The sequence below is a fragment of the Streptosporangium carneum genome (genome assembly GCF_027922005.1).
GTDB classification, from domain to species: Bacteria; Actinomycetota; Actinomycetes; order Streptosporangiales; family Streptosporangiaceae; genus Streptosporangium; species Streptosporangium carneum.
This window is the reverse complement of the sequence record NZ_BSEV01000006.1, coordinates 50,623-70,468: the sequence shown is the minus strand read 5'-3', so window position 1 is coordinate 70,468 and position 19,846 is coordinate 50,623. Positions and strand designations below refer to the sequence as shown.

At 71.0% G+C, this 19,846-nt stretch carries 17 protein-coding genes; 8 read left to right on the top strand and 9 right to left on the bottom strand.

All coding sequences use genetic code 11. The features are described from left to right. Positions 1 to 88 precede the first annotated feature (88 nt). Genes PKF00_RS15500 through PKF00_RS15485 form a run of 4 tightly spaced genes read left to right on the top strand, consistent with a single transcriptional unit; the run spans position 89 to position 4,807 of the window. Positions 89 to 1,276 (top strand): LLM class flavin-dependent oxidoreductase, encoded by a 1,188-nt coding sequence (locus PKF00_RS15500; protein ID WP_271218213.1) that lies wholly within the window; start codon positions 89 to 91, stop codon positions 1,274 to 1,276. Next, the gene (locus PKF00_RS15495) at positions 1,273 to 2,598 is read left to right on the top strand and encodes an NtaA/DmoA family FMN-dependent monooxygenase (protein ID WP_271218212.1); all 1,326 of its coding nucleotides are present in this window, start codon (positions 1,273 to 1,275) and stop codon (positions 2,596 to 2,598) included. The genes PKF00_RS15500 and PKF00_RS15495 overlap by 4 nt, the downstream gene beginning before the upstream one ends. After that, the gene (locus PKF00_RS15490) at positions 2,595 to 3,683 is read left to right on the top strand and encodes an LLM class flavin-dependent oxidoreductase (RefSeq protein ID WP_271218211.1); all 1,089 of its coding nucleotides are present in this window, start codon (positions 2,595 to 2,597) and stop codon (positions 3,681 to 3,683) included. Before PKF00_RS15495 ends, PKF00_RS15490 begins: the two co-directional genes overlap by 4 nt. Next, positions 3,680 to 4,807, top strand: coding sequence for an LLM class flavin-dependent oxidoreductase (locus PKF00_RS15485; protein WP_271218210.1), 1,128 nt, complete (start codon positions 3,680 to 3,682; stop codon positions 4,805 to 4,807). The genes PKF00_RS15490 and PKF00_RS15485 overlap by 4 nt, the downstream gene beginning before the upstream one ends. Positions 4,808 to 4,964: 157 nt before the next feature. On the opposite strand, the gene pip is transcribed toward PKF00_RS15485, so the two are convergent. After that, positions 4,965 to 5,930, bottom strand: a complete 966-nt coding sequence (gene pip, locus PKF00_RS15480) for a prolyl aminopeptidase (RefSeq protein ID WP_271218209.1) — start codon at positions 5,928 to 5,930, stop codon at positions 4,965 to 4,967. A 229-nt stretch (positions 5,931 to 6,159) separates the two neighbouring features. Between pip and PKF00_RS15475 the strand changes: the two genes are divergently transcribed. Next, entirely contained in the window at positions 6,160 to 7,347 is a 1,188-nt protein-coding gene (locus tag PKF00_RS15475) for an alpha/beta hydrolase family protein (RefSeq protein ID WP_271218208.1), read from the top strand. Between the two features lie 97 nt (positions 7,348 to 7,444). Here the strand turns inward: PKF00_RS15475 and PKF00_RS15470 are convergent, their stop codons facing one another. Together PKF00_RS15470 and PKF00_RS15465 are read right to left on the bottom strand one after the other, a co-directional pair. Continuing rightward, the gene (locus PKF00_RS15470; protein ID WP_271218207.1) at positions 7,445 to 8,602 is read right to left on the bottom strand and encodes a cation:proton antiporter; all 1,158 of its coding nucleotides are present in this window, start codon (positions 8,600 to 8,602) and stop codon (positions 7,445 to 7,447) included. A gap of 8 nt (positions 8,603 to 8,610) precedes the next feature. Next, the gene (locus tag PKF00_RS15465) at positions 8,611 to 9,093 is read right to left on the bottom strand and encodes a cation:proton antiporter regulatory subunit (protein ID WP_271218206.1); all 483 of its coding nucleotides are present in this window, start codon (positions 9,091 to 9,093) and stop codon (positions 8,611 to 8,613) included. Between the two features lie 234 nt (positions 9,094 to 9,327). Between PKF00_RS15465 and PKF00_RS15460 the strand changes: the two genes are divergently transcribed. After that, positions 9,328 to 10,476 (top strand): LLM class flavin-dependent oxidoreductase, encoded by a 1,149-nt coding sequence (locus PKF00_RS15460; protein ID WP_271218205.1) that lies wholly within the window; start codon positions 9,328 to 9,330, stop codon positions 10,474 to 10,476. A 145-nt stretch (positions 10,477 to 10,621) separates the two neighbouring features. Then, on the top strand, positions 10,622 to 11,794 hold the full coding sequence (locus tag PKF00_RS15455; protein WP_271218204.1) for a saccharopine dehydrogenase family protein: 1,173 nt from the start codon (positions 10,622 to 10,624) through the stop codon (positions 11,792 to 11,794). 136 nt (positions 11,795 to 11,930) lie between these two features. On the opposite strand, the gene PKF00_RS15450 is transcribed toward PKF00_RS15455, so the two are convergent. The 3 genes from PKF00_RS15450 to PKF00_RS15440 form a co-directional block, all read right to left on the bottom strand. Further along, positions 11,931 to 13,541: an MFS transporter gene (locus PKF00_RS15450; protein WP_271218203.1), complete on the bottom strand. Its 1,611-nt coding sequence runs from the start codon at positions 13,539 to 13,541 to the stop codon at positions 11,931 to 11,933. 395 nt (positions 13,542 to 13,936) lie between these two features. After that, a complete protein-coding gene (locus PKF00_RS15445; RefSeq protein WP_271218202.1) occupies positions 13,937 to 15,661 on the bottom strand; it encodes a M28 family peptidase in 1,725 nt (574 codons plus the stop codon). 171 nt (positions 15,662 to 15,832) lie between these two features. Continuing rightward, a complete protein-coding gene (locus PKF00_RS15440; RefSeq protein WP_271218472.1) occupies positions 15,833 to 16,783 on the bottom strand; it encodes a LysR family transcriptional regulator in 951 nt (316 codons plus the stop codon). A 319-nt stretch (positions 16,784 to 17,102) separates the two neighbouring features. On the opposite strand from PKF00_RS15440, the gene PKF00_RS15435 reads away from it, so the two are divergent. Then, positions 17,103 to 17,495, top strand: coding sequence for a hypothetical protein (locus PKF00_RS15435; RefSeq protein ID WP_271218201.1), 393 nt, complete (start codon positions 17,103 to 17,105; stop codon positions 17,493 to 17,495). Positions 17,496 to 17,571: 76 nt separating this feature from the next. On the opposite strand, the gene PKF00_RS15430 is transcribed toward PKF00_RS15435, so the two are convergent. The 3 genes from PKF00_RS15430 to PKF00_RS15420 form a co-directional block, all read right to left on the bottom strand. Next, positions 17,572 to 18,057: a hypothetical protein gene (locus PKF00_RS15430; protein ID WP_271218200.1), complete on the bottom strand. Its 486-nt coding sequence runs from the start codon at positions 18,055 to 18,057 to the stop codon at positions 17,572 to 17,574. A 75-nt stretch (positions 18,058 to 18,132) separates the two neighbouring features. After that, positions 18,133 to 19,116: an ankyrin repeat domain-containing protein gene (locus tag PKF00_RS15425; RefSeq protein ID WP_271218199.1), complete on the bottom strand. Its 984-nt coding sequence runs from the start codon at positions 19,114 to 19,116 to the stop codon at positions 18,133 to 18,135. Between the two features lie 34 nt (positions 19,117 to 19,150). Further along, entirely contained in the window at positions 19,151 to 19,822 is a 672-nt protein-coding gene (locus tag PKF00_RS15420; RefSeq protein ID WP_271218198.1) for an endonuclease V, read from the bottom strand. Positions 19,823 to 19,846: the final 24 nt, after the last annotated feature.

Genomic DNA, 19,846 nt, shown 5'->3' with positions numbered 1-19,846 from the left:
GGGACGGAGGAGTCGGAGGAAGGGTTGGTTCCACCCTAAACACAACTAAACCTGTAGGAATTACGGGTTTTGGTGTTATCGTCATGACATGTCGGCAGCTCATCTCCATCTCGCCGTCGCCCTCGACGGCGCAGGATGGCATCCGGCGGCCTGGCGCGACCCCGCCGCCTCCCCGAAAGACCTGTTCACCGCCGCCTACTGGGCCGGACTCGTGGCCGAAGCCGAGCAGGGCCTGCTCGACTTCGTCACCTTCGAGGACACCGTGGCCCTGCAGACCACGCGCCTCGACGGTCCTGACGGCCGTACCGACCAGGTGCGCGGCCGTCTCGACGCCGTCCTGCTGGCCTCCAGGATCGCCCCGCTGAGCCGGCGGATCGGGCTCGTTCCCACGGTCACCACCACTCACACCGAGCCCTTCCACGTCGCCAGTTCCCTGGCCACCCTCGACTACGTCAGCGGCGGCCGGGCCGGATGGCGCGTGCAACTGTCGGGCAGGCGCAGCGAGGCGGCCCACTTCGGCCGCAGGGACATCCCCGAGCTCGGTCCCGCGCAGGCCGTCGCGCTGGAGGACTTCCCCGTCTACCGCGAGCTGTTCGACGAGGCCGGGGACGTGGTCGAGGTCGTGCGGCGTCTCTGGGACAGCTGGGAGGACGACGCGGTGATCCGCGACGTCGCCACGGGCCGCTTCGTCGACCGCGACAAGCTCCACTACGTGGACTTCGAAGGGGCCCACTTCAGCGTCAAGGGTCCCTCGATCGTCCCGCGCCCGCCGCAGGGACAGCCGCTGGTCACCGCGCTGGCCCACTCCCGCCTGCCGTACGAGTTCGCCGCGCGCGGCGTCGACGTCGAGTACATCACGCCGCACGACCGAGACCAGGCGCGCGCCATCGTGGCGGAGATCCGCGAGATCGGCGGCGTCCAGCCCAAGGTCTTCGCCGACCTGGTCGTCTTCCTGGACGAGACCGCGCAGGCCGCCCAGGACCGCAGGTCCAGGCTCGACGAGCTCGACGGGGCCGCCTACGCCTCCGACGCCCTGATCTTCGCGGGCACCCCGGAGCAGCTCGCCGACCTGCTCCTCGACTGGCGTGAGGCGGGCCTCGAGGGCTACCGGCTGCGTCCCGCGGCGCTGCCGGCCGACCTGACCGCGATCACCCGCGGACTGGTCCCCGAGCTGCGGAGCCGTGGCGCCTTCCGCGGCGAGTACGAGGCGGACACGCTCCGCGGTCACCTCGGGCTGCCCCGTCCCACCAGCCGCTACGCAGGGAGCAGCCGATGAAGCAGGTCATCCTCGCCGCGCACTTCCCGGGAGTGAACAACCACACGGTCTGGAGCGATCCAGCCTCGGGCAGTCAGATCGAGTTCTCCTCCTTCGTCCATCTCGCGAAGACCGCCGAGCGCGGCAGGTTCGACTTCTTCTTCCTCGCCGACGGTCAGCGGCTGCGCGAGCAGCGCGGCAGGATCCACGATCTCGACGTGGTCGGCCGCCCGGACTCGCTCACCGTGCTCGCGGGCCTGGCCGCCGTCACCGACCACCTGGGTCTGGCGGGGACGATCAACGCCACCTTCAACGAGCCGTACGACCTCGCCCGCAAGCTCGCCACCCTCGACCACCTCTCGGGCGGCAGGGCCGGATGGAACGTGGTCACCTCCTCGGACGCCTTCACCGGCGAGAACTTCAGAAGGGGCGGTTACCTGGACCACTCCCAGCGCTACGAGCGCGCGGAGGAGTTCGTGCGGACCGTGCGCGAGCTGTGGGACTCCTGGAAGGCGGACGACCTCGACGTCGACCCCGTCGCGGGGACGTTCGCGGCGGAGAACGCGGGCGCGTTCGCCCACCAGGGCGCCTTCTTCGACATCGCGGGGCGGTTCAACGTGCCGCGCGCCCCTCAGGGCCACCCGCTGACCATCCAGGCCGGAGACTCGGACGGCGGAAGGGAGTTCGCCGCGGCGAACGCCGACGCGATCTTCTCCAGGCACGGCACGCTGCAGGACGGGCGGGCGTTCTACCGCGACGTCAAGGCCAGGGTCGCCGCGCACGGCAGGTCGCCCGACTCTCTGAAGATCCTTCCCGGGGCCACCTTCGCGCTCGGCGACACCGACGCGGAGGCCCAGGAGAACGCCGACCACATCCGCAGGCAGCAGGTCAGCCCGCAGACCGCGATCCTGCTGCTGGAGCAGGTCTGGAACCGCGACCTGTCGTCCTATGACCCCGAGGGCCCGCTGCCGGAGATCGACCCGCTCGTCTCCGACGACTCCATCATCAAGGGCCGCACCCGCCAGACCAGCGACCCGCTGCGGACGGCGGCGCAGTGGCGGGCGCTGGCCGAGGAGAAGCGGCTCGGCATCCGCGACCTGATCATCGAGGTCACCGGCAGGCAGTCCTTCATCGGCTCGCCCGCGCGGGTGGCCGAGGAGATCAACGAGTTCGTGCAGAGCGACGCCTCGGACGGCTTCATCCTGGTGCCGCACCTCACGCCGACCGGGCTCGACGAGTTCGTCGACAAGGTCGTCCCCCTGCTCCAGGAACGCGGCGTCCTGCGTGCCGAGTACGAGACGACCACCCTCCGCGGCCACCTCGGGCTCGGGGAGAGCGTGTGAAGTTCCTCGCCATCACCCTGATCGTGCACGGCCCCCACCCGGTCACCGGCGAGCTGAAGTCCACGAACGCGCGCCTGCGCGAGGTCGTGGACAACGCCGTCCTCGCCGAGGAGCTCGGCTTCGACGGTTTCGGCGTCGGCGAGCGGCACGAGCGCCCGTTCATCTCCTCCTCTCCGCCGGTCGTGCTGAGCCACATCGCCGCGAGGACGTCCACGATCAGGCTGTTCACCGCCGTCACCACACTGAGCCTGCTCGACCCGGTCAGGGCCTTCGAGGACTACTCGACCCTCGACCACCTGTCGGACGGCCGCCTCGAGCTGATCATCGGCAAGGGCAACGGCGCCGCGCAGGCGCAGCTCTTCCACGTGACCGCCGAGGACCAGTGGGACCGCAACCGCGAGGGCTACGAGCTGTTCCGCCGCCTGTGGCGCGAGGACAAGGTGACCTGGTCCGGCAGGTTCAGGCCCTCGCTGACCGAGGCGGAGGCCCTGCCGCGCCCGCTGCAGCGGCCGATCCGCGTCTGGCACGGCAGCGCGACCAGCAAGGAGTCTGTCGACCTGGCCGCGGAGTTCGGCGACCCTCTCTTCTCCGCCAACGTCACCAACCCCGTCGAGCCCTACGCGGAGCTGGTCCGCTACTACCGGGAACGCTGGGAGTTCCACGGCCACGACCCGGCGGACGCCCTCGTCGGCGCGGGCAGCGCGGGCTTCTACACGGCCAGGAACTCCCAGGAGGCGATCGAGACCTACCGGCCGATCTACGACGCCCGGCTGGCGCTGTTCAAGAAGGCCGGGCTCGACCCGGTCTTCCACTCGCTGGAGGACGCCGTCGAGCGCAGCTCGATCCTGGTGGGCAGCCCCCAGCAGATCATCGACAAGGTCCACCGCTACCACGAACGGCTCGGGCACGAGGTCATCCACCTGTCCGCCGACGCCGACGGCCTGACGGACAAGCAGCACCGGGCCAGCCTCGAGCTCTTCCAGAGCGACGTCGCCCCCGTGCTCCGCAGGGAGATCCCCAGCAGGCCCTTCCCCGCGCACGGGAGCGCGCGACACGAAAGCGCACAGCAAGAAAGGCAGCCATGACCTCCCTGTCGATTCTCGACCTGTCCCCCGTTCCCTCAGGCGGCACGACCGGTGACGCGCTGCGCAACACCCTGGACCTGGCCAAACGCGCCGAGGAGTTCGGCTACCGCCGTTACTGGCTGGCCGAGCACCACTTCGCCGCCGGCGTGGCCAGCGCGGCGCCGGCAGTGCTCATCGGCCTCGTGGCCGCCGCGACCAGCACGATCAGGGTCGGTTCCGGCGCCGTGCAGCTCGGCCACCAGACGGCGCTGGCCGTCGTCGAGCAGTTCGGCCTGATCGACGCGCTGTACCCGGGCCGGATCGACCTCGGGCTCGGCCGCTCGGGGCAGCGCAGGACGGAACTCGTGGAGGAGACGCGCAGAACGCCGCCCCCGCCCCAGCCCGCCAGGGTCGTGGACGGCCTGCTCATCCCCGAGCCGTTCTCCTTCGCCGCGATCGCCGCCTCCCCGCTCTTCGCGCTGTACAGCTCGCTGCTGCAGCAGCCGGGGGCGCAGTCCCCGGACTTCGCCGACCAGGTGGACGACATCATCGCCCTCCTCGCCGGGACGTACCGGTCGGCCGACGGGCTGGCCGCGCACGCCGTGCCGGGGGAGGGGGCCGATGTGGAGCTGTGGGTCCTGGGCAGCAGCGGCGGCCAGAGCGCGCAGGTCGCGGGGGAGCGCGGCCTGCCCTTCGCGGCGAACTACCACGTCAGCCCGGCCACCGTGCTGGAGGCGGCGGAAGCCTACCGGGAGGCCTTCAAGCCCTCGGAGACCCTGGCCGCGCCGCATCTGATCGTCTCCGCCGACGTGGTCGTGGCGGAGGACGACGACACGGCCCACGAGCTGGCCTCGCCGTACGGGCTGTGGGTGCGCAGCATCCGCAGCGGCACGGGGGCGATCCCCTTCCCGACGCCCGAGGAGGCCGCGGCCCACGAGTGGACGGAGGAGGACCGTGCGCTGGTCGCCGACCGGTTGGCGACCCAGTTCGTCGGCTCGCCTCGGACCGTCGCGGAGAGACTGCGCGTTCTGCGCGACGTCACCGGCGCCGACGAGTTGCTCGTGACGACCATCACCCACGACCACGCCGACCGGGTGCGCTCCTACGAGCTGCTGGCCAGGGAGTGGGCGGCGTCCGAGGGGTGACCTGGCGCCCGCCGCGCTGACCCCGGCGGGAGCCGCAGGCGGCGGTGAGGAGCGGCGGGAACGCCGCCGCTCCCCACCCGGGGGTTCCCGCGCCTGCCGCCGGGGCGGCGCGTGGTCCCCCTGACAGGCGGGACGGCCGCTCACGCGGAGACAGACGTCACGTGGACCTCGTGGCGAAGCGGTCCGTGGCCGCGACGACGGCCTCGGACACGTCGGAGTGGCGCCCGCCGTGCCCCGCCCCGTCGATGAGGACGAGCGTCGAGTCGGGCCACTCCCGGGAGAGACGCCAGGCGACGTCCGGCGGGCTGCTCACGTCGAGGCGGCCGTGGATCAGGACCCCCGGGATGCCGGCGAGTTTTCCCGCCTCGCGCAGGAGCACCCCCTCCTCGAGCCACGCGGCGTGCCGCCAGTAGTGGGTGACCAGACGGGCGAAGGTCATGCGGAACGCCGGGTCCCCGTACTGCGGGTCGGGTTCGTGGTCCTTCGCCGTCGCGACGTGGACGTCCTCCCAGGTGCACCAGTCCAGCGCGGCCTTCTCCCGGACCGCGGGGTCGGGGTCGCCCAGCAGCCTGGCGTAGGCCGCGGCGAGGTCGCCGTCGCGCTCCGCCTCGGGCACCCCGTCGCGGAAGCGCGCCCACTCCTCGGGGAAGATCCGGCCCATGTCACGGGTGATCCACTCGACCTCCCTGCGCGTGGTGGTGGCGACGCTGAACAGGACGATCTCCGAGACCCGCTCGGGGTGCGCCTGCGCGTAGGCCAGGCCGAGGGTCGACCCCCAGGACCCGCCGAGGACCAGCCACCTGTCGACGCCGAGACGCCGCCGCAGGCTCTCGATGTCGGCGAGCAGGTGGTGGGTCGTGTTGGCGGCCAGCCCGGCGTCCCGGTCGGCCGCGTCGGGCGTGCTCCTGCCGCAGCCACGCTGGTCGAACAGCACGATCCGGTACGCCTCCGGGTCGAAGTAGCGCCGCCATCCGGGGGCGCACCCGGAACCGGGCCCGCCGTGCAGCACCACGGCGGGCTTTCCCTCGGGGTTGCCGCACGTCTCCCAGTAGACGAGGTGGCCGTCACCGACGTCGAGCGTTCCGCTCTCGTACGGTTCGATCTCCGGATACAGGCTCGGCATCTCATGTCCTTCCGGTCGAGGCGCTCGCCGCGGGCAGATGTAACAGCGCTGTTGTATTTCTATCACGGAGAGCGCGTCCGACGGCGTCCGCGACGGATGATCACCACGGTCGCCTCCGGCTCGGAGCCGCCCCGCGACGATGGTCGGCCTCGCCCCCTACGAAAGTCGATCTCCCGGTCGCCTCTTCGGCCGAAGTGCTCCGGGCCTTCGCGCCGGGAGGATGTGCCGCATGCCGACCTCACTTCTCCGCGGCGCACTGGCCGCCACGGTCACGCTGTTCGCGCTCACGACGTCCGCCGTGGCGGCGGGCGCCGCCCAGGCCGCGCCGTCGACCGCTCCCGCCGTCCCCCTCGCTCCCGCCGTCGCACAGGGGCAGGCGCTCGCCCTGCCCAGGCCGACAGGCCCGCACCCGGTGGGCATGACGGCGCTCCATCTGGTGGACGACTCCCGTCCCGACCCGTGGGTGGCCACGCAGAAGTCCCGCGAGCTCATGGTCTCCGTGTGGTATCCGGCGCGGGCGTCCGGCGGGCGCAAGGCCCCCTACATGACCCGGCGGGAGTCGGAACTGATCCTGGAAAGCCTCCCCGACGGCATGGAGAAGGACGCGCTGAGCAAGGTGCGGACCCATGCGTTCGCCGACGCGGCGCCGCTCGGGCGAGGGCGATCCCTTCCCCTCATCGTGCTTTCCCCGGGGTTCGGCATGTCCCGCAGCTCGCTGACGGCCCTGGCCGAGGACCTGGCCAGCAGGGGCTACGTCGTCGCGGGGATCGACCACACCCACGAGGTGACCGCCACGGCCTTCCCTGACGGCCACATCGAGACCTGCGTCGCCTGCGACTCAGTGGAGACCCCCGGATTCGGTGAGAAGTCGACCAGGGCCCGGGCGGCCGACGTCTCCTTCGTGCTCGACCGGCTGACGGGGCCGGACCCCGCCTGGAAGCACGCCCGGCTGATCGACCCGTCCAGGATCGCGATGGCGGGGCACTCCATCGGCGGCAACAGCGCCACCTGGACCATGCTCAACGACCCCCGGGTCCGCGCCGGGGTCAACATGGACGGCACCTTCTGGATCCCGATCCCCGACAGGGGCCTCTCCCGGCCCTTCCTCCTGCTGGGAGCGGGTGACATTCACAAGCCGGGCGGGGAAGACCCTTCGTGGAGCCGCGACTGGCCTCACATGACCGGCTGGAAGCGCTGGCTGACGTTCGACGGCGCGGACCACTCGTCCTTCACCGACTATCCGCTGCTCTCCGACCAGGCGGGCGTCAAGCCCACGACGTCGCTCTCCGGGGCCCGCTCGGTCGAGCTCACCCGCAGGTACGTCGCGGCCTTCCTCGACCTGCACCTTCGCAAGCGCCCCCAGCCGTTGCTCGAACGGCCGTCCAGGCGCTACCCCGAAGTCGGGTTCAACGGCTGAGGGGCCGGGCCCGCGCCGCCTCCGGGCTTCCGCGCGGCGGCCTGCCCTCCCGGCGGGGAGGGGCAGGCCGCGCACGCTCTCGGCCGGGCGGGGCCGGTCAGGCCCGTTTGGCGATGGCGGTGATGAGGGGCTGGACCAGGCGGGCGGCCAGGGGGCCGAACGCGGCGAGGATGAGGACGTAGGCGGCGGCCAGCGGTCCCAGGTCGGGGTGCACCCCCGCCGCCACGGCGAGTCCGGCGATCACGATGTTGAACTCGCCTCTCGGGATGAGCGCGATGCCCGCGCGCGCCCGTCCCGCCCTGGCGATCCCGGCCCGCCGGGCCGCGTAGACGCCGGTGAGCAGCTTGGTGACCATGCTGACCAGGGCGAGCAGCGCGGCCAGGCCCGCGACAGGGAGGATCTTGGTCGGATCGGTCTGCAGGCCGAAGAAGACGAAGAACACCGCGGCGAACAGGTCCCTGAGCGGGCTCAGCAGCGCCTGGGCGTCCTCGGCCAGCTGTCCGGACAGCGCGATGCCCACCAGGAACGCGCCGACGGCGGCCGAGACCTGCAGCTGCTGGGCGACTCCGGCGACCAGCAGCGCGAGCCCGACCACCTTCAGCAGCAGCACCTCCGAGTTGGGGCTGGATACGAAGGCCTCGATGAACCGGCCGTAGCGGAGCGCGACCAGCAGCACGACGCTGACCGTGGCCAGCGCGATCCCCACGGTGATCGCGCCTCCCACGAAGCTCAGCCCCGCCAGCAGGGCGGTGAGGACCGGCAGGTAGATCGCCATGGTCAGGTCCTCGAAGACCAGCAGCGACAGCACGACCGGGGTCTCCCTGTTGCCGATCCACCCCAGGTCGGACAGGACCTTGGCGGTGATGCCCGAGGAGGTGGCGTAGGTGACCCCGGCCATGGCCACGGCGGCCACCGGGCCCCAGCCCAGCAGCAGCGCGGCGATCGCGCCGGGGGCCGCGTTCAGCAGCAGGTCCACGACCCCGGCGCGGGCGTTGCCCTTCAGGCTGGTCACGAGTTCGTCGGCGTTGTACTCGAGACCGAGCGTGAGCAGCAGCAGGATGACCCCGAGCTCGGCGCCGACGGAGATGAACTCCTCACTGGTGGCAAGGGGGATGATGCCCCCGGTGCCGAACGCCAGGCCCGCGATCAGGTAGAGGGGGATGGGGGAGATTCCGACGCGCAACGCCAGCGCGCCGAGAACGCCGAGTCCGAGGAGGACGGCGCCGAGTTCCAGGAAAAGTATCGCTGTGTGCACCCGTCGCCCTATCCGTGGGCGAAGATGTCGGAGACGGCGGAGGTGCTTTCCGGGCTGCCGACGACGACCACCACGTCGCCGCCGTCGAGCGTGAAGTCGGGCCCCGGGCTGGCGAACACCTGGCCGCCGCGCACCACGGCCACGATGGACGCGCCGGTGCGGGTGCGGACCCGTGCGTCGCCCATCGCCCTTCCCGCGTACGGCGTGCCGGGCGGGATCGGAAGCTGCAGGCTGACCAGGCCCTCGACCTCCCGGTGCAGGGCGTTGAGGCGCTGCACGATGCGCGGGGCCCCGAGCAGCTCGGCCAGCGCGTCGGCTTCCTCGTCGTTCAGCTTGACGGTCTCGCATGCCCGGTCAGGGTCGGTTGGATCGTATATCACCAGGTCGCGGCGGCCTGTGCGATGGGAGACGACCCCTATCCGACGGCCTGACCGCGTGGTGAACTCGTGCCGCAGGCCTATTCCAGGCAGCGCCGTCTGCTCGACGTCCACTGTGCCAATCCTCCACTTTTGCGTATATCGACGGGTTCTTGAACCTATCAACGAACAACCCTGTGGTCGGTTCCACGAATAACCGGTATTACCGATTGACTTTGTGGGTTATTTGTCCGACGATGAGCGGGACCCCGGCCTCGGCCGTGAACGAGGTCGTCACGTGTCCGCTCCCGTCGTCGATGTGGGGACGGGAGGCCAGGCCGCCGATCGACACGACCCCGGAGATCTCTCGTGAAATTCCACTGGTTCCTGCCGACCGCGGGCGACAGCCGGGTTCTCACCGGCGGCGGCCACGGCCTCAAGCGAGGCCACGGGCGCTCGGCCGAGGCGGCCTTCCGCCCGCCGGACATCGAGTACCTCGCGCAGGTCGCCCGCTCGGCCGAACAGCTGGGCTTCGAGGCCGTCCTGACCCCGACGGGAACCTGGTGCGAGGACGCCTGGCTGGTCACGGCCGCGCTGACCAGGGAGACCGAACGGCTGAAGTTCCTGGTCGCCTTCCGGCCCGGGGTGCTGTCGCCCACCCTGGCCGCGCAGATGGCCGCGACCTACCAACGCCTCTCCCGCGGCAGGCTCCTGCTCAACGTGGTGACCGGGGGAGAGACGGCCGAGCAGGCCAGGTTCGGCGACCACCTGTCCAAGGACGAACGTTACGAGCGGACCGACGAGTTCCTGTCCGTCGTGCGCGGCGCGTGGAGCGGCACGCCGTACGACTTCGTGGGAAAGCACTACCGGATCGACGGCGCGACCGTCGCGGAGGCGCCCGACCCCCTCCCGGAGATCTACTTCGGCGGATCCTCCCCGGCGGCGGGCCCTGTCGCGGCCAGGCACGTGGACGTCTACCTGACCTGGGGTGAGCCGCCTGACCAGGTCGCGCAGAAGATCGCGTGGATTCGCGGGCTCGCCGAGGAGCAGGGGCGCAGACTCAGGTTCGGCATCCGGCTGCACGTGATCACCCGTGACACCGAGCGGGACGCCTGGGCCGAGGCGGAGCGGCTGCTGGCCGCCCTCGACCCCGGGGACATCAGGACGGCCAGGAAGGCGCTCAGCCTCAGCGAGTCGGTCGGTCAGCAGCGCATGCTCGCCCTGCACGAGGGCTTCGCCGGCGGTACGGCCCGCGACCTGGAGATCCACCCGAACCTCTGGGCCGGGGTCGGCCTCGTCAGGGGAGGCGCGGGCACCGCGCTGGTCGGCAGCCACAGCCAGGTGGCCGAGCGGATCGAGGAGTACGCCGCGCTCGGCATCGAGGAGTTCGTGCTGTCGGGCTATCCGCACCTGGAGGAGGCTTACTGGTTCGGGGAGGGGGTGCTCAGCCGCCTGAGCGCCCTCGCCTCGGGCGGCCCGGCTGGGTCCGGCCGCCGAGGCGGCGTTCCGGCATTGTGATCTGACACTGTGATCCGGCACTGTGATCTGACACCGTGATCCGCCCCTGCGATCCGCGGGGGGCCGCGCGCGCCGTCTCGCCGACGGCCGTACGGTTTGCGTAGTCACCTCGTCGTGAGCCCGCCGTGAAGGAGAGTGGTGGCCCATGCCCGACGACCGGCCGTACGACATCGTCCTGTTCGGCGCCACCGGGTTCACCGGGGCGCTGACCGCGGACTACCTCGCCCGCAACGCGGGCTCCGGCTGCCGCTGGGCCCTGGCGGGGCGCGACCAGGCCAGGCTGGAGGCGGTCAGGGAGCGCCTCGGCCTGCCGGAGCTTCCGCTGCTGCGCGCCGACGCGACGGACGCCGCCTCGCTCGCGCGGCTGGCCGGGCAGACCAGGGTGGTCGCGACCACCGTCGGCCCCTACATCTCCTACGGCGAGCCACTCGTGGCCGCGTGCGCCGCCGCGGGCACCCACTACGCCGACATCACCGGCGAACCGGAGTTCGTCGACCGCGTGTTCGTCCGCCACCACGAGGAGGCGCGGCGGACCGGTGCGAAGATCGTGCACGCCTGTGGGTTCGACTCGGTCCCGCACGACCTCGGCGTCTACTTCACCGTCAACCTGCTCCCCGAAGGAACGCCGATCGAGGTGAGCGGGTTCGTCCGGGCGAACGGCGGGCTCTCGGGCGGCACCGTGCGCTCCGTCCTGGTGGGAGCGTCACGGAGCAGGCAGACCGCTGAGGCGGCCCTCGCCCGGCGGCGGGCGGAGCCGCGTCCCCACGACCGCCGGGTGCGGGGCGGCGCGGGGTCGCTCCGCCACGTGGGAGGCTGGGCCCTCCCGCTTCCCACGATCGACCCGCGGATCGTCGCGAGCTCGGCCCGCGCCCTTGAGCGCTACGGCCCCGACTTCGTCTACCGCCACCACTTCGCGGTCAGGCGGCTGCCCACCGCGCTGGGGATCGTCGCGGGAGCGGGCGTGGTCGTCGCGCTCGCCCAGATCCCCCCGGTCAGGTCGTGGTTGCTCGGTCGCGTCTCCCCGGGCGACGGGCCGACTCCCGAGCGGCGGGCCGAGAGCTGGTTCACGGTGACCCTTCTCGGCAGGGGAGGCGGCGAGCGCGTCGTCGTCGAGGTCTCCGGCGGTGACCCCGGCTACGACGAGACCGCCAAGATGCTCGGCGAGTCGGCGCTCTGCCTGGCCTTCGACGACCTGCCCGAGGTCTCGGGGCAGCTCACCACGGCCGTGGCCATGGGGCAGACGCTGGTCGACCGGCTCGTCCGGGCGGGCGTCTCCTTCAGTGTGGTCGCCGACTCGCGGAAGCGCTCCTCCGGGTGATCCGCCGGACGTTCCGGGAGCGATGACCGCGCCTCTTCGCCGCGGCCGTTCAGGCGTCGATGGGGCGAGCGGCGGCGCGGAGCGAATGGGCGCCGGTGAACGGCGTCCGCCCCGGGGGGCGTTTCCGGTCACCCGGTCAGGGTCTGCCCGCCCGCCGGGCGGATCCGCGACCGGCCTGCCGGCCTTCGGCCCCTTCGGCGTTCTCGGCGTCCTGGCCCGCCTGCCCGGCGGCGTCCCCGCCCCGCCTGCCGCCCGTGTCGCGGCCCGTGCCCTGTTCCGCGTCCTGGCCCGGAGGGCGGGACCTGCGCTCGGCGACCACGTCGGCGACGGCGACGGCCAGGGCGGCCAGCACGAAGCCGATGGTGACCAGCAGCGCCGTCCGGAACGCCGTGGCGTGGTCGCCGTGCGTCGAGGCGACCTCGGCGAAGAACACCGAGCCGATCGCCGCGATGCCGACGGCGGTGCCGATCCGCTGCCCCGTCTGCAGGACGCCGCCCGCGGTGCCCGCCTCGGAGACCGGGACCTGGGACAGTGTCAGCGTCTGGTTCGGTGAGATCACCAGGCCGCTGCCCAGTCCCGCGACGAGCAGCGGGCCCGCGATCGCCCAGGCCACGCCCTGTCCGGAGTCCAGCGCCACGGCCACCTCGGTGACGGCCAGCCCGAGCGCGACCAGCACCAGCCCCGCCGCGACCAGCGGCCTGCCGAACCTGGTGACGACCCGGCCTCCGAGCACCGAGGACAGCGCCGAGCCCGCCGCGAACGGCGTGCTCGCCAGCCCCGCCTCCAGCGGGGAGTAGCCCAGTCCGTTCTGCAGGTAGATGGTGAGGATGAAGAAGATCGCGGTGAAACCGGCGAAGTAGAGCGCCGCGATGACGGCGCCGAAGGCGTAGGAGCGCCTGCCGAACAACGACAGGTTGACCATCGGCTCGCGGCGGCGTCCGTACCGGCGCTCCCAGACGGCGAAGACCGCGATGACGGCGAGTCCCGCGACGAGCAGCACCCACCTTCCCGAACTGTGCCACTGCTGGCCCTCGACGAGCGGCAGCAGGATCAGCACGATCCCGGCGGCCAGCAGCAGCACGCCGACGGGGTCCATGCTCTGGCGCGAGCGTCTCTCGGGGGGCCGGTGCGGGATGTAGCGATATGCCAACAGGATGGCCAGGACGCCGATCGGCACGTTGACGGAGAAGACGAGACGCCAGCCGTCCTGCTCGCCGCCGAGGCGGATGAGCAGTCCACCGAGCAACGGGCCGATCGCGGTGGAGACGCCGATGGTCGCGCCGAGCAGCCCGAACGCCCTGCCCCGCTCCGCGCCCCGGAACAGCTGCTGGATCAGGCCGCTGACCTGAGGGTTGATCACCCCGCCCGCGACCCCTTGGACGAGTCGCGCCACGACCAGCCAGGTCGAGCTCTGGGCGATCCCGGCCGCCGCGCTGGCCAGGGTGAACAGCGCGACGCCGAAGACGAAGACGTTGCGCCTGCCGCGCATGTCGCCGAACCGTCCCGAGGGCACCAGCACCAGCCCGAAGGCGAGGGCGTATCCGGAGACCACCCACTGCAGGTCGCTCTGCGGCGAGTCCAGCCCGCCCCGGATGGAGGGCAGCGCGACGTTCACGATGCTGATGTCCAGCAACGTCATGAAACCGGAGACCAGGCAGACGGTCAGCGCCTTCCAGCGGCGCGGGTCCGCCTCCGGTCGTCGCTCCGTCGTGGCCGCCGCCTCGCCGGGCGGCACCGCGGCGCTCATGGGGTCAGGCGCGCGCACGGCACGCCCGCGCGCCGTGCGGGGCGCTCCCACCCGGACGGCGCGTCTGTGAACAGCGTGCCCGCGGGCAGCGTGTTCCCTGACGACGTGGGCATTCGGCTGGGGAGCATCATGACCGTCCTGGCCTCGACCTGCGGTTGGACCTTCCATGCTTTAGCGGCACATACCTACCCTTTTCGGGTAATCCAATCACCGTCGGCCGCTCCGCCGGGGGACGGGCCGCAGGTTCCCCGCGAGCGCCTCCCGCCCGACGGGCATCGTCCCACCGCGGGGCAATCAGCGCATACAAGTACGGCGGGCGGCTTGTGGCCACCCGCCGTACTCGTCACCCGATTTCCAGGAAGGTTCTGGAGGGCTCCTCCGAGCCGTTCAGCCGGTCAGATCTTCTGCCAGAGGGCGGGAACGTTCGGCGGCTCCCAGCCCGGGTACGCGGTGTGACCCTGCAGGCAGCGGTAGCTGGAGCCGCCGTAGGTGACGACGTCGCCCGTGGCGTACGTCTTCCACGCGGTCCACTCGCTGCCGGTCTGCCCGCCGTTGACGGTGAGGGTGAAGGTGGTCGTGCGGGTCGTCGGCCCCGTGGCGTTGATGGTGATGGTGTAGTTGCCCGTCGGGGTGTTCGAGGACGTGGCGATGTTGAGCGTGGAGCTGTCGCCGCTGTTGATGGTGGCGGGGCTGAAGGACACCGTGGTGCCCGAGGGGGCGCCGCTGGCGCTCAGCGAGACCGGTCGCGAGCCGCCGGTGGTGATCGCGGTGCTGACGGTGGCCGTGGCCGATTCGCCGGGCTGGACCGTGGCCGAGGCCGGGTTGACCGACACCGAGTAGTCGTCCGTCGGGGGCTGGCCGTTGACGGTGAGCCTGAACGAGGTCGACTTGGCGCCGCTGGCGGCGCTGCCGTTCAGGTTGATGGTGTAGGTGCCCGACGGGGTGCCGGCCGAGGTGGAGACGGTGACCGTCGAGCTCTGGCCGCTGCTGACGCTGCTGGGGCTGAAGCTCACCGTGGTGCCCGAGGGGGCGCCGCTGGCGCTCAGCGAGACCGTCTGGGCGCTGCCCGAGGTGGTCTGGGTGTTCACCGTCGCGGTGGTCGAGGAACCCGCCTGGACGGTGGCCGAGGCCGGGTTGACCGACAGCGAGTAGTCGTTCTGCGGCGCGTCGGTGACGGCGAGCTTCCACAGCACGTTGGCCATGCCGTCGGCGTTGATGTCCAGCGCGGTGGCGTTGATGTTGCTGGTGGTGTCGCAGGAGGAGTGGTAGCAGCGGTCGAAGGGCTGGTTGGCCTGACCGCCCCACTTGGACGCCTGCGCCGTGGTCTTCCGGTTGGAGGCTCCGGTGAAGACGCCGCCGACCTTCACACCCGCGTTCTTGAACGCCGAGTGGTCGCTGCGGCCGTCACCCTCGGTCTCGATCTCGGTGGGGATGTTCTTGGTGGCGTAGTAGTCCTTGAAGACCTTCTCGATCGCCGGGACGTCGTCGTAGACGAAGTAGCCGGGGTTCGGCGAGGCGGTCATGTCGAAGTTGAGGTAGGTGTCGACCCCGCTCGCGCCGCCGTTCTGCACGTAGTACTTCGACCCGAGCAGACCGAGCTCCTCCGCGCCCCACCAGGCGAAGCGCAGGTGCTTGTTGAGGTTGGGCTTGATGCTGGCCACGTTGAGGGCCAGCTCCAGCAGGCTGGCCGAGCCCGAGCCGTTGTCGTTGATGCCGGGACCGGCGTTGACGCTGTCCAGGTGGCTGCCGATCATGAAGGTCGGGCTCGCGGGACCGGACGGCCAGTTGGCGATCAGGTTGGAGTGGGTGCGGCCACCGGAGCTGAAGTTCTGGACGGTGGTGGTGTATCCGGCCGCGTCCAGCTTGTTCTTGATGTAGTTCAGCGAAGCCGTGTAGCCGCCGGTGCCACTGGCCCGGTTGCCGCCGTTGCTGCTGGCGATCGACTGGAACTGGCTCAGGTGGGCCTGGATGTTGCCCACGGACAGGTCGGGCGCCGCGAGCGCGGCTTGGGTGCCCGCTGCCGGTGCCGCGGCTGCGGTTGTGGCGCTCACCACGGACGATGCGGCCACGGCGACGGCGGCCAGTGCGGCGACCGCGCCTAATTTGACCTTGGGATTCACGCGGGGTGACTCCTCTCGGTGTCCCTTGGGGGGTTAGAGGGATGCAAGGAGCCCTGACGGTTTGGGCTGGACCAAAGCTCACACTGGGAGGACCGGGTGGAGTACCCCACGAATGTGCATAACTTCGAGATATGGTCGCCCGAACCGGCGGGGGGACAGGATATGGTCGTTCTAAACGGGCGGCGAGAGCGGCACGTGACGCCTCAGCCATGAGGCGTAGACCGGTGCTCGCCGCACTTCCGACCAGTAGGTCTTGGTCACCGCCTGGACCAGATCGGGGCCGTGCCTGGAGATGGGGCCGTGTTCGGTCCATCCGATCATGTGCCGGAACCGCAGCGGGGTTCCGGCGAGCGGCCGGATGACGATGCCGGGATAGCCCTTGCTGGTCGCCTGGAACATGCCCACGCACCGCCCCGTGGAGATCAGGTCCACGGCGAGGCTGAGGTCGGCGGAGTAGGCGATCTTCGGGGCGAAGCCCTGCCGGGCGCAGGCGGCCCAGAAGTGTTCCCGGTGTCCCGACTCCGCCAGCGCGTGCAGGGTCCAGTCCTCGCCGGCGAGGTCGCGCAGCTCCACCTCCTCCCGTTGGGCGAGAGGATGGGTGGCGGCCAGCCCGACGAAGATCGGCTCGACGGCCACGCCCGCGTAGACCACCCCCGGTGGCGGGGTGAGCTCGTGCCCTGGATAGTCGCCCAGGGTCGCGAGCTCGAGCCGCTCGGACTCCAGCAGCCCGGGCAGCAGGTCCATGGCCTCCTCGGTGCGGACGGTGATGTCGGCACCGGCCAGCAGCTCGTGGACGCACTTGATGACGTTTATCGCGAGGTGGCTGGACATGCAGCCCACCCGAATCTTGAGCTTCTCCGCGGCCTGTTCGGCGTAGCGCATGCCGTCCCGCCGCAGCTCGTCGAAGGCTGGCAGCAACGAGCGCGAACGGACCAGCACCCACATGCCGAGCTGTGTGGGCCGTGCCCCTTCCCGGCCTCGCTCGAACAGCGGTCCACCGAACATGCGTTCGATCCGCCGTAGTTGCGTGGCGAGCGCAGGCTGCGACATCTTGAGTGCTGCCGCCGCCTTGGAAATGCTGCCCGAGTCGGCGATAGCACAGATCGCCCGTAAATGACGCACTTCTAGGTCCACACCAGAAGGTTAATAGTAAAGAACCTTTCCGGTAAGGCCCAACTTTGTGACACGCTGTTTTGGTGAGCGAAATAGTGGCGTTTGTGCTGCGTGTGGCATCGGAAGGCCGCATACCAAATCGCATATGACCGCTCGATATGGAGCCGTCATAGGGAACAAAAGGGACATTTTCACATCTCGCCCGGTCGGTGAATGGCATTCGGTTTCGTTGCCGGAGGTGAGCGGGATCGGCGGGACCGGGTGTGTCTCCCGGGTGGGGGCGGGGAAGGGGGAGAAGGCCGGACCGTCGCCGGAGAGGGGCCGAGCCGTGAAGGGCACGGACGAGGACGGCGGACCCGAGAAGGGAACAGGCGCTGAAACGGAGGCGCGAGACGAGATCCGCAGGATCGTCCGGGCAAGCATGGCCGTGGCCACCGTCGCCGGCGTCGCGGGAGCCGTGATCATGATCCTCGTGCGCATCACGATCGCGTCCGTCGCGATCAACGCCGGTCTGAACTGGGTCTTCGTTCACGGCACCTGGGGGCTGCCCCGGCTCGGCCTGCTCATCGGGCTCGCCGCCACCGCCGTCCTGCTGCTGCGCCGCTACTCCGCGTCGCTCGCCGCGTACGATCCGGTCGCGGCGCCCTGGCGTCGCGCGCGGAACCGATCACCGGTGGGGCGCGTAGGCCGCGTCGGCGAGACCGGCATCCGATGGCGGTAGCCGGCCAACTCGACCCGGCACCGCTCCAGCGGAAGGTCCATGGCTCTCACCTCGGCGCGGCCGGCGCTCGGCGGCCTCATTCGGAGGCGTGCTGCCAGTAGGGGTCGCGGTAGAGCACGACGGTGGTGCCGCGGAGCAGTTCGTCGGGGGCGGAGACGAGGACGAGCTCGCCCGCGGCCTCCAGCTGGCGGAGGACGTCGCGGACGCGGGGGCCGACCGGCAGGCGTCCCACCGGCAGGCCGAGGACGGCGCGGACCGTGTCGGCCACCTGGGAGAGCTGGAAGGGGCCGGTCAACGGGGTGATCAGGCTGCGGACGAGGTCGACGGTGATCGCCGCCTCCGCCTCCGCGTAGGCGAGCTCCCAGCTGAGCTGGGCCTTGCGGCGGCCGGTTCCGGCACACGAGGTGCAGCGCTGGGAGAAGTTCGGCACGATCTGCTCGGTGGCGGTGCCCAGGCAGGTGGTGCACTGGTTGGTCTCCATCGCGTGCAGTTCCGCGGCGTCACGGTCGGCCAGGTGCTTGCCGCACAGGCACAGGTAGCTCCGGAAGCCGCCACGGACCACGAGGAGATCATCGGCATCGTCTGGAATATCGTTCCACAGCGCAGTTATGGTGTGCTTTTTCATGGTTTCGCGACTCTATCCACCCTGGCTTCCGTGTCGCAGTTCAATGGGGACCACCCGTACCGGAGTGCTCCACAGCCACCCCTCGGTGACGTAGGTGGCGGTCAGCAGCGTCATCAGGGCCAGGATCCGTTCCGTCGAGGTGGAGGGGTGCGCCCCGCAGTCGCCGAACCGGCACATCCACAGCTCGAACGGGCTGTCGTCGCCGAGTTGCTCGTAGACAGAGGGCCTGGCGACGTTGACGCCGTCCCGCCAGATGTCGACCGAGACGCTGGTGAGCGGGAACCCTCCCGCCAGGACTCCACCGCCCGTGGTGACGAGACGGGCGACGGTGTCGTGCACCGGCAGCATGCCCTCCGTCTGGAAGAGCACGACCCCGCCGTCCGGAGGACTCGCGACCCGCAGGGTCTCGAAGGGAGAGTCGTGCTCGGCGCGCCGCAGTTCCTCCGCTCTGACCGGCGGGCACCGCTCCGGCGTCGTTCCCAGACGGCGGACGACCTCCTCCTCGGTCACACCCCCGACGAACGCGACGCAGAACTCCTCGCGGTAGTCCTCGTAGGAGAACATCATCTCGTCGACGGTCTCCTGGATCTCGCGGAGCCTGGGGCCGACGCGGGGAGCCCCGGGGAGATGGGCGAACAGGTCCGCCAGTTCGGTGAACAGCGCCTGGAGCCCGGGGGAGCGTCCGGCGACGCAGGGACGCCAGGGGTCGGCCCCCGCGGCCAGCAGGAGCCGGACCGCGTCGTCCTGACCATGGCGTACGGCCTCCCAGAGCGAGGTCACCCCGTCGCCGTCGAGGAGGTCCACCTCCGCTCCCGAGGCCAGCAGCAGCTCGATCACCCGGACCGCGCCCTCCTGGGCCGCCTGGTGCAGGGGCGTCGACCCCAGCCAGGGAAGCCGTTGCCCGGGATCGAACCCGCCCGCGAGGCGTTCGCGGATCTCCGTCAGGTTCGTGTCGCGCCAGACGCCGATGATCTCGCCCCATTCGATGTCGCCCACTGTCACCCCATTTCGTCGTGGTGACAGGATCAAATCACTCGAAGGTGACATTTTCGATCAAACCTTTACGTGACAATTGGTCAGAGACCCGAGTCGTCTCCGGCAGGCGGTATCGCGGAGTCAGGGCCAGGACGTTGTGGCAGGCGGTTTCGAGGTCGACGCGGTGGCCCACCGAGACGAAGACCGGTTTGACGCCGTCGCGGGTGCGGAGCACGCGGCCGACGACGTCGCCGTCCAGGGTCAGCTCGCTCCATGAGCCTCGCTCGGCGGCGGGAACGGGATAGGAGCCGACGAAGGCGGTCTTGCCGACGCCGATCGTGGGCAGGCCGGTCAGCACGCCCAGATGGCAGGCGAGGCCGAACCGGCGGGGGTGGGCCAGGCCGTAACCGTCGCAGACGACCAGGTCAGGGGTCACCGTCAGCCGTCCCATGGCCTCGACGAGGGCCGGGACCTCACGGAAGGCGAGCAGGCCGGGAACATAGTCGAAGGCCACCCGGCCGCCGACGACCACCTGCTCGACGACCTCCAGCGTGGCCCCGTCCAGCACGGCCACCGCGGCCGCGAGCCGCTCTCCGTCGTAGGCCACGTCCACCCCCGCGACCCTGGCGGGCCGCAGCGGCCCCGGGCCGGCCAGATCGACAAGCGCCCGCAGCTCGTCCTGGATCGCCTCGGCCTCGGCGACGGTGCGGGGGGTTCGTCCTCTCATAAAGACATGATCGCTATTTTTAAG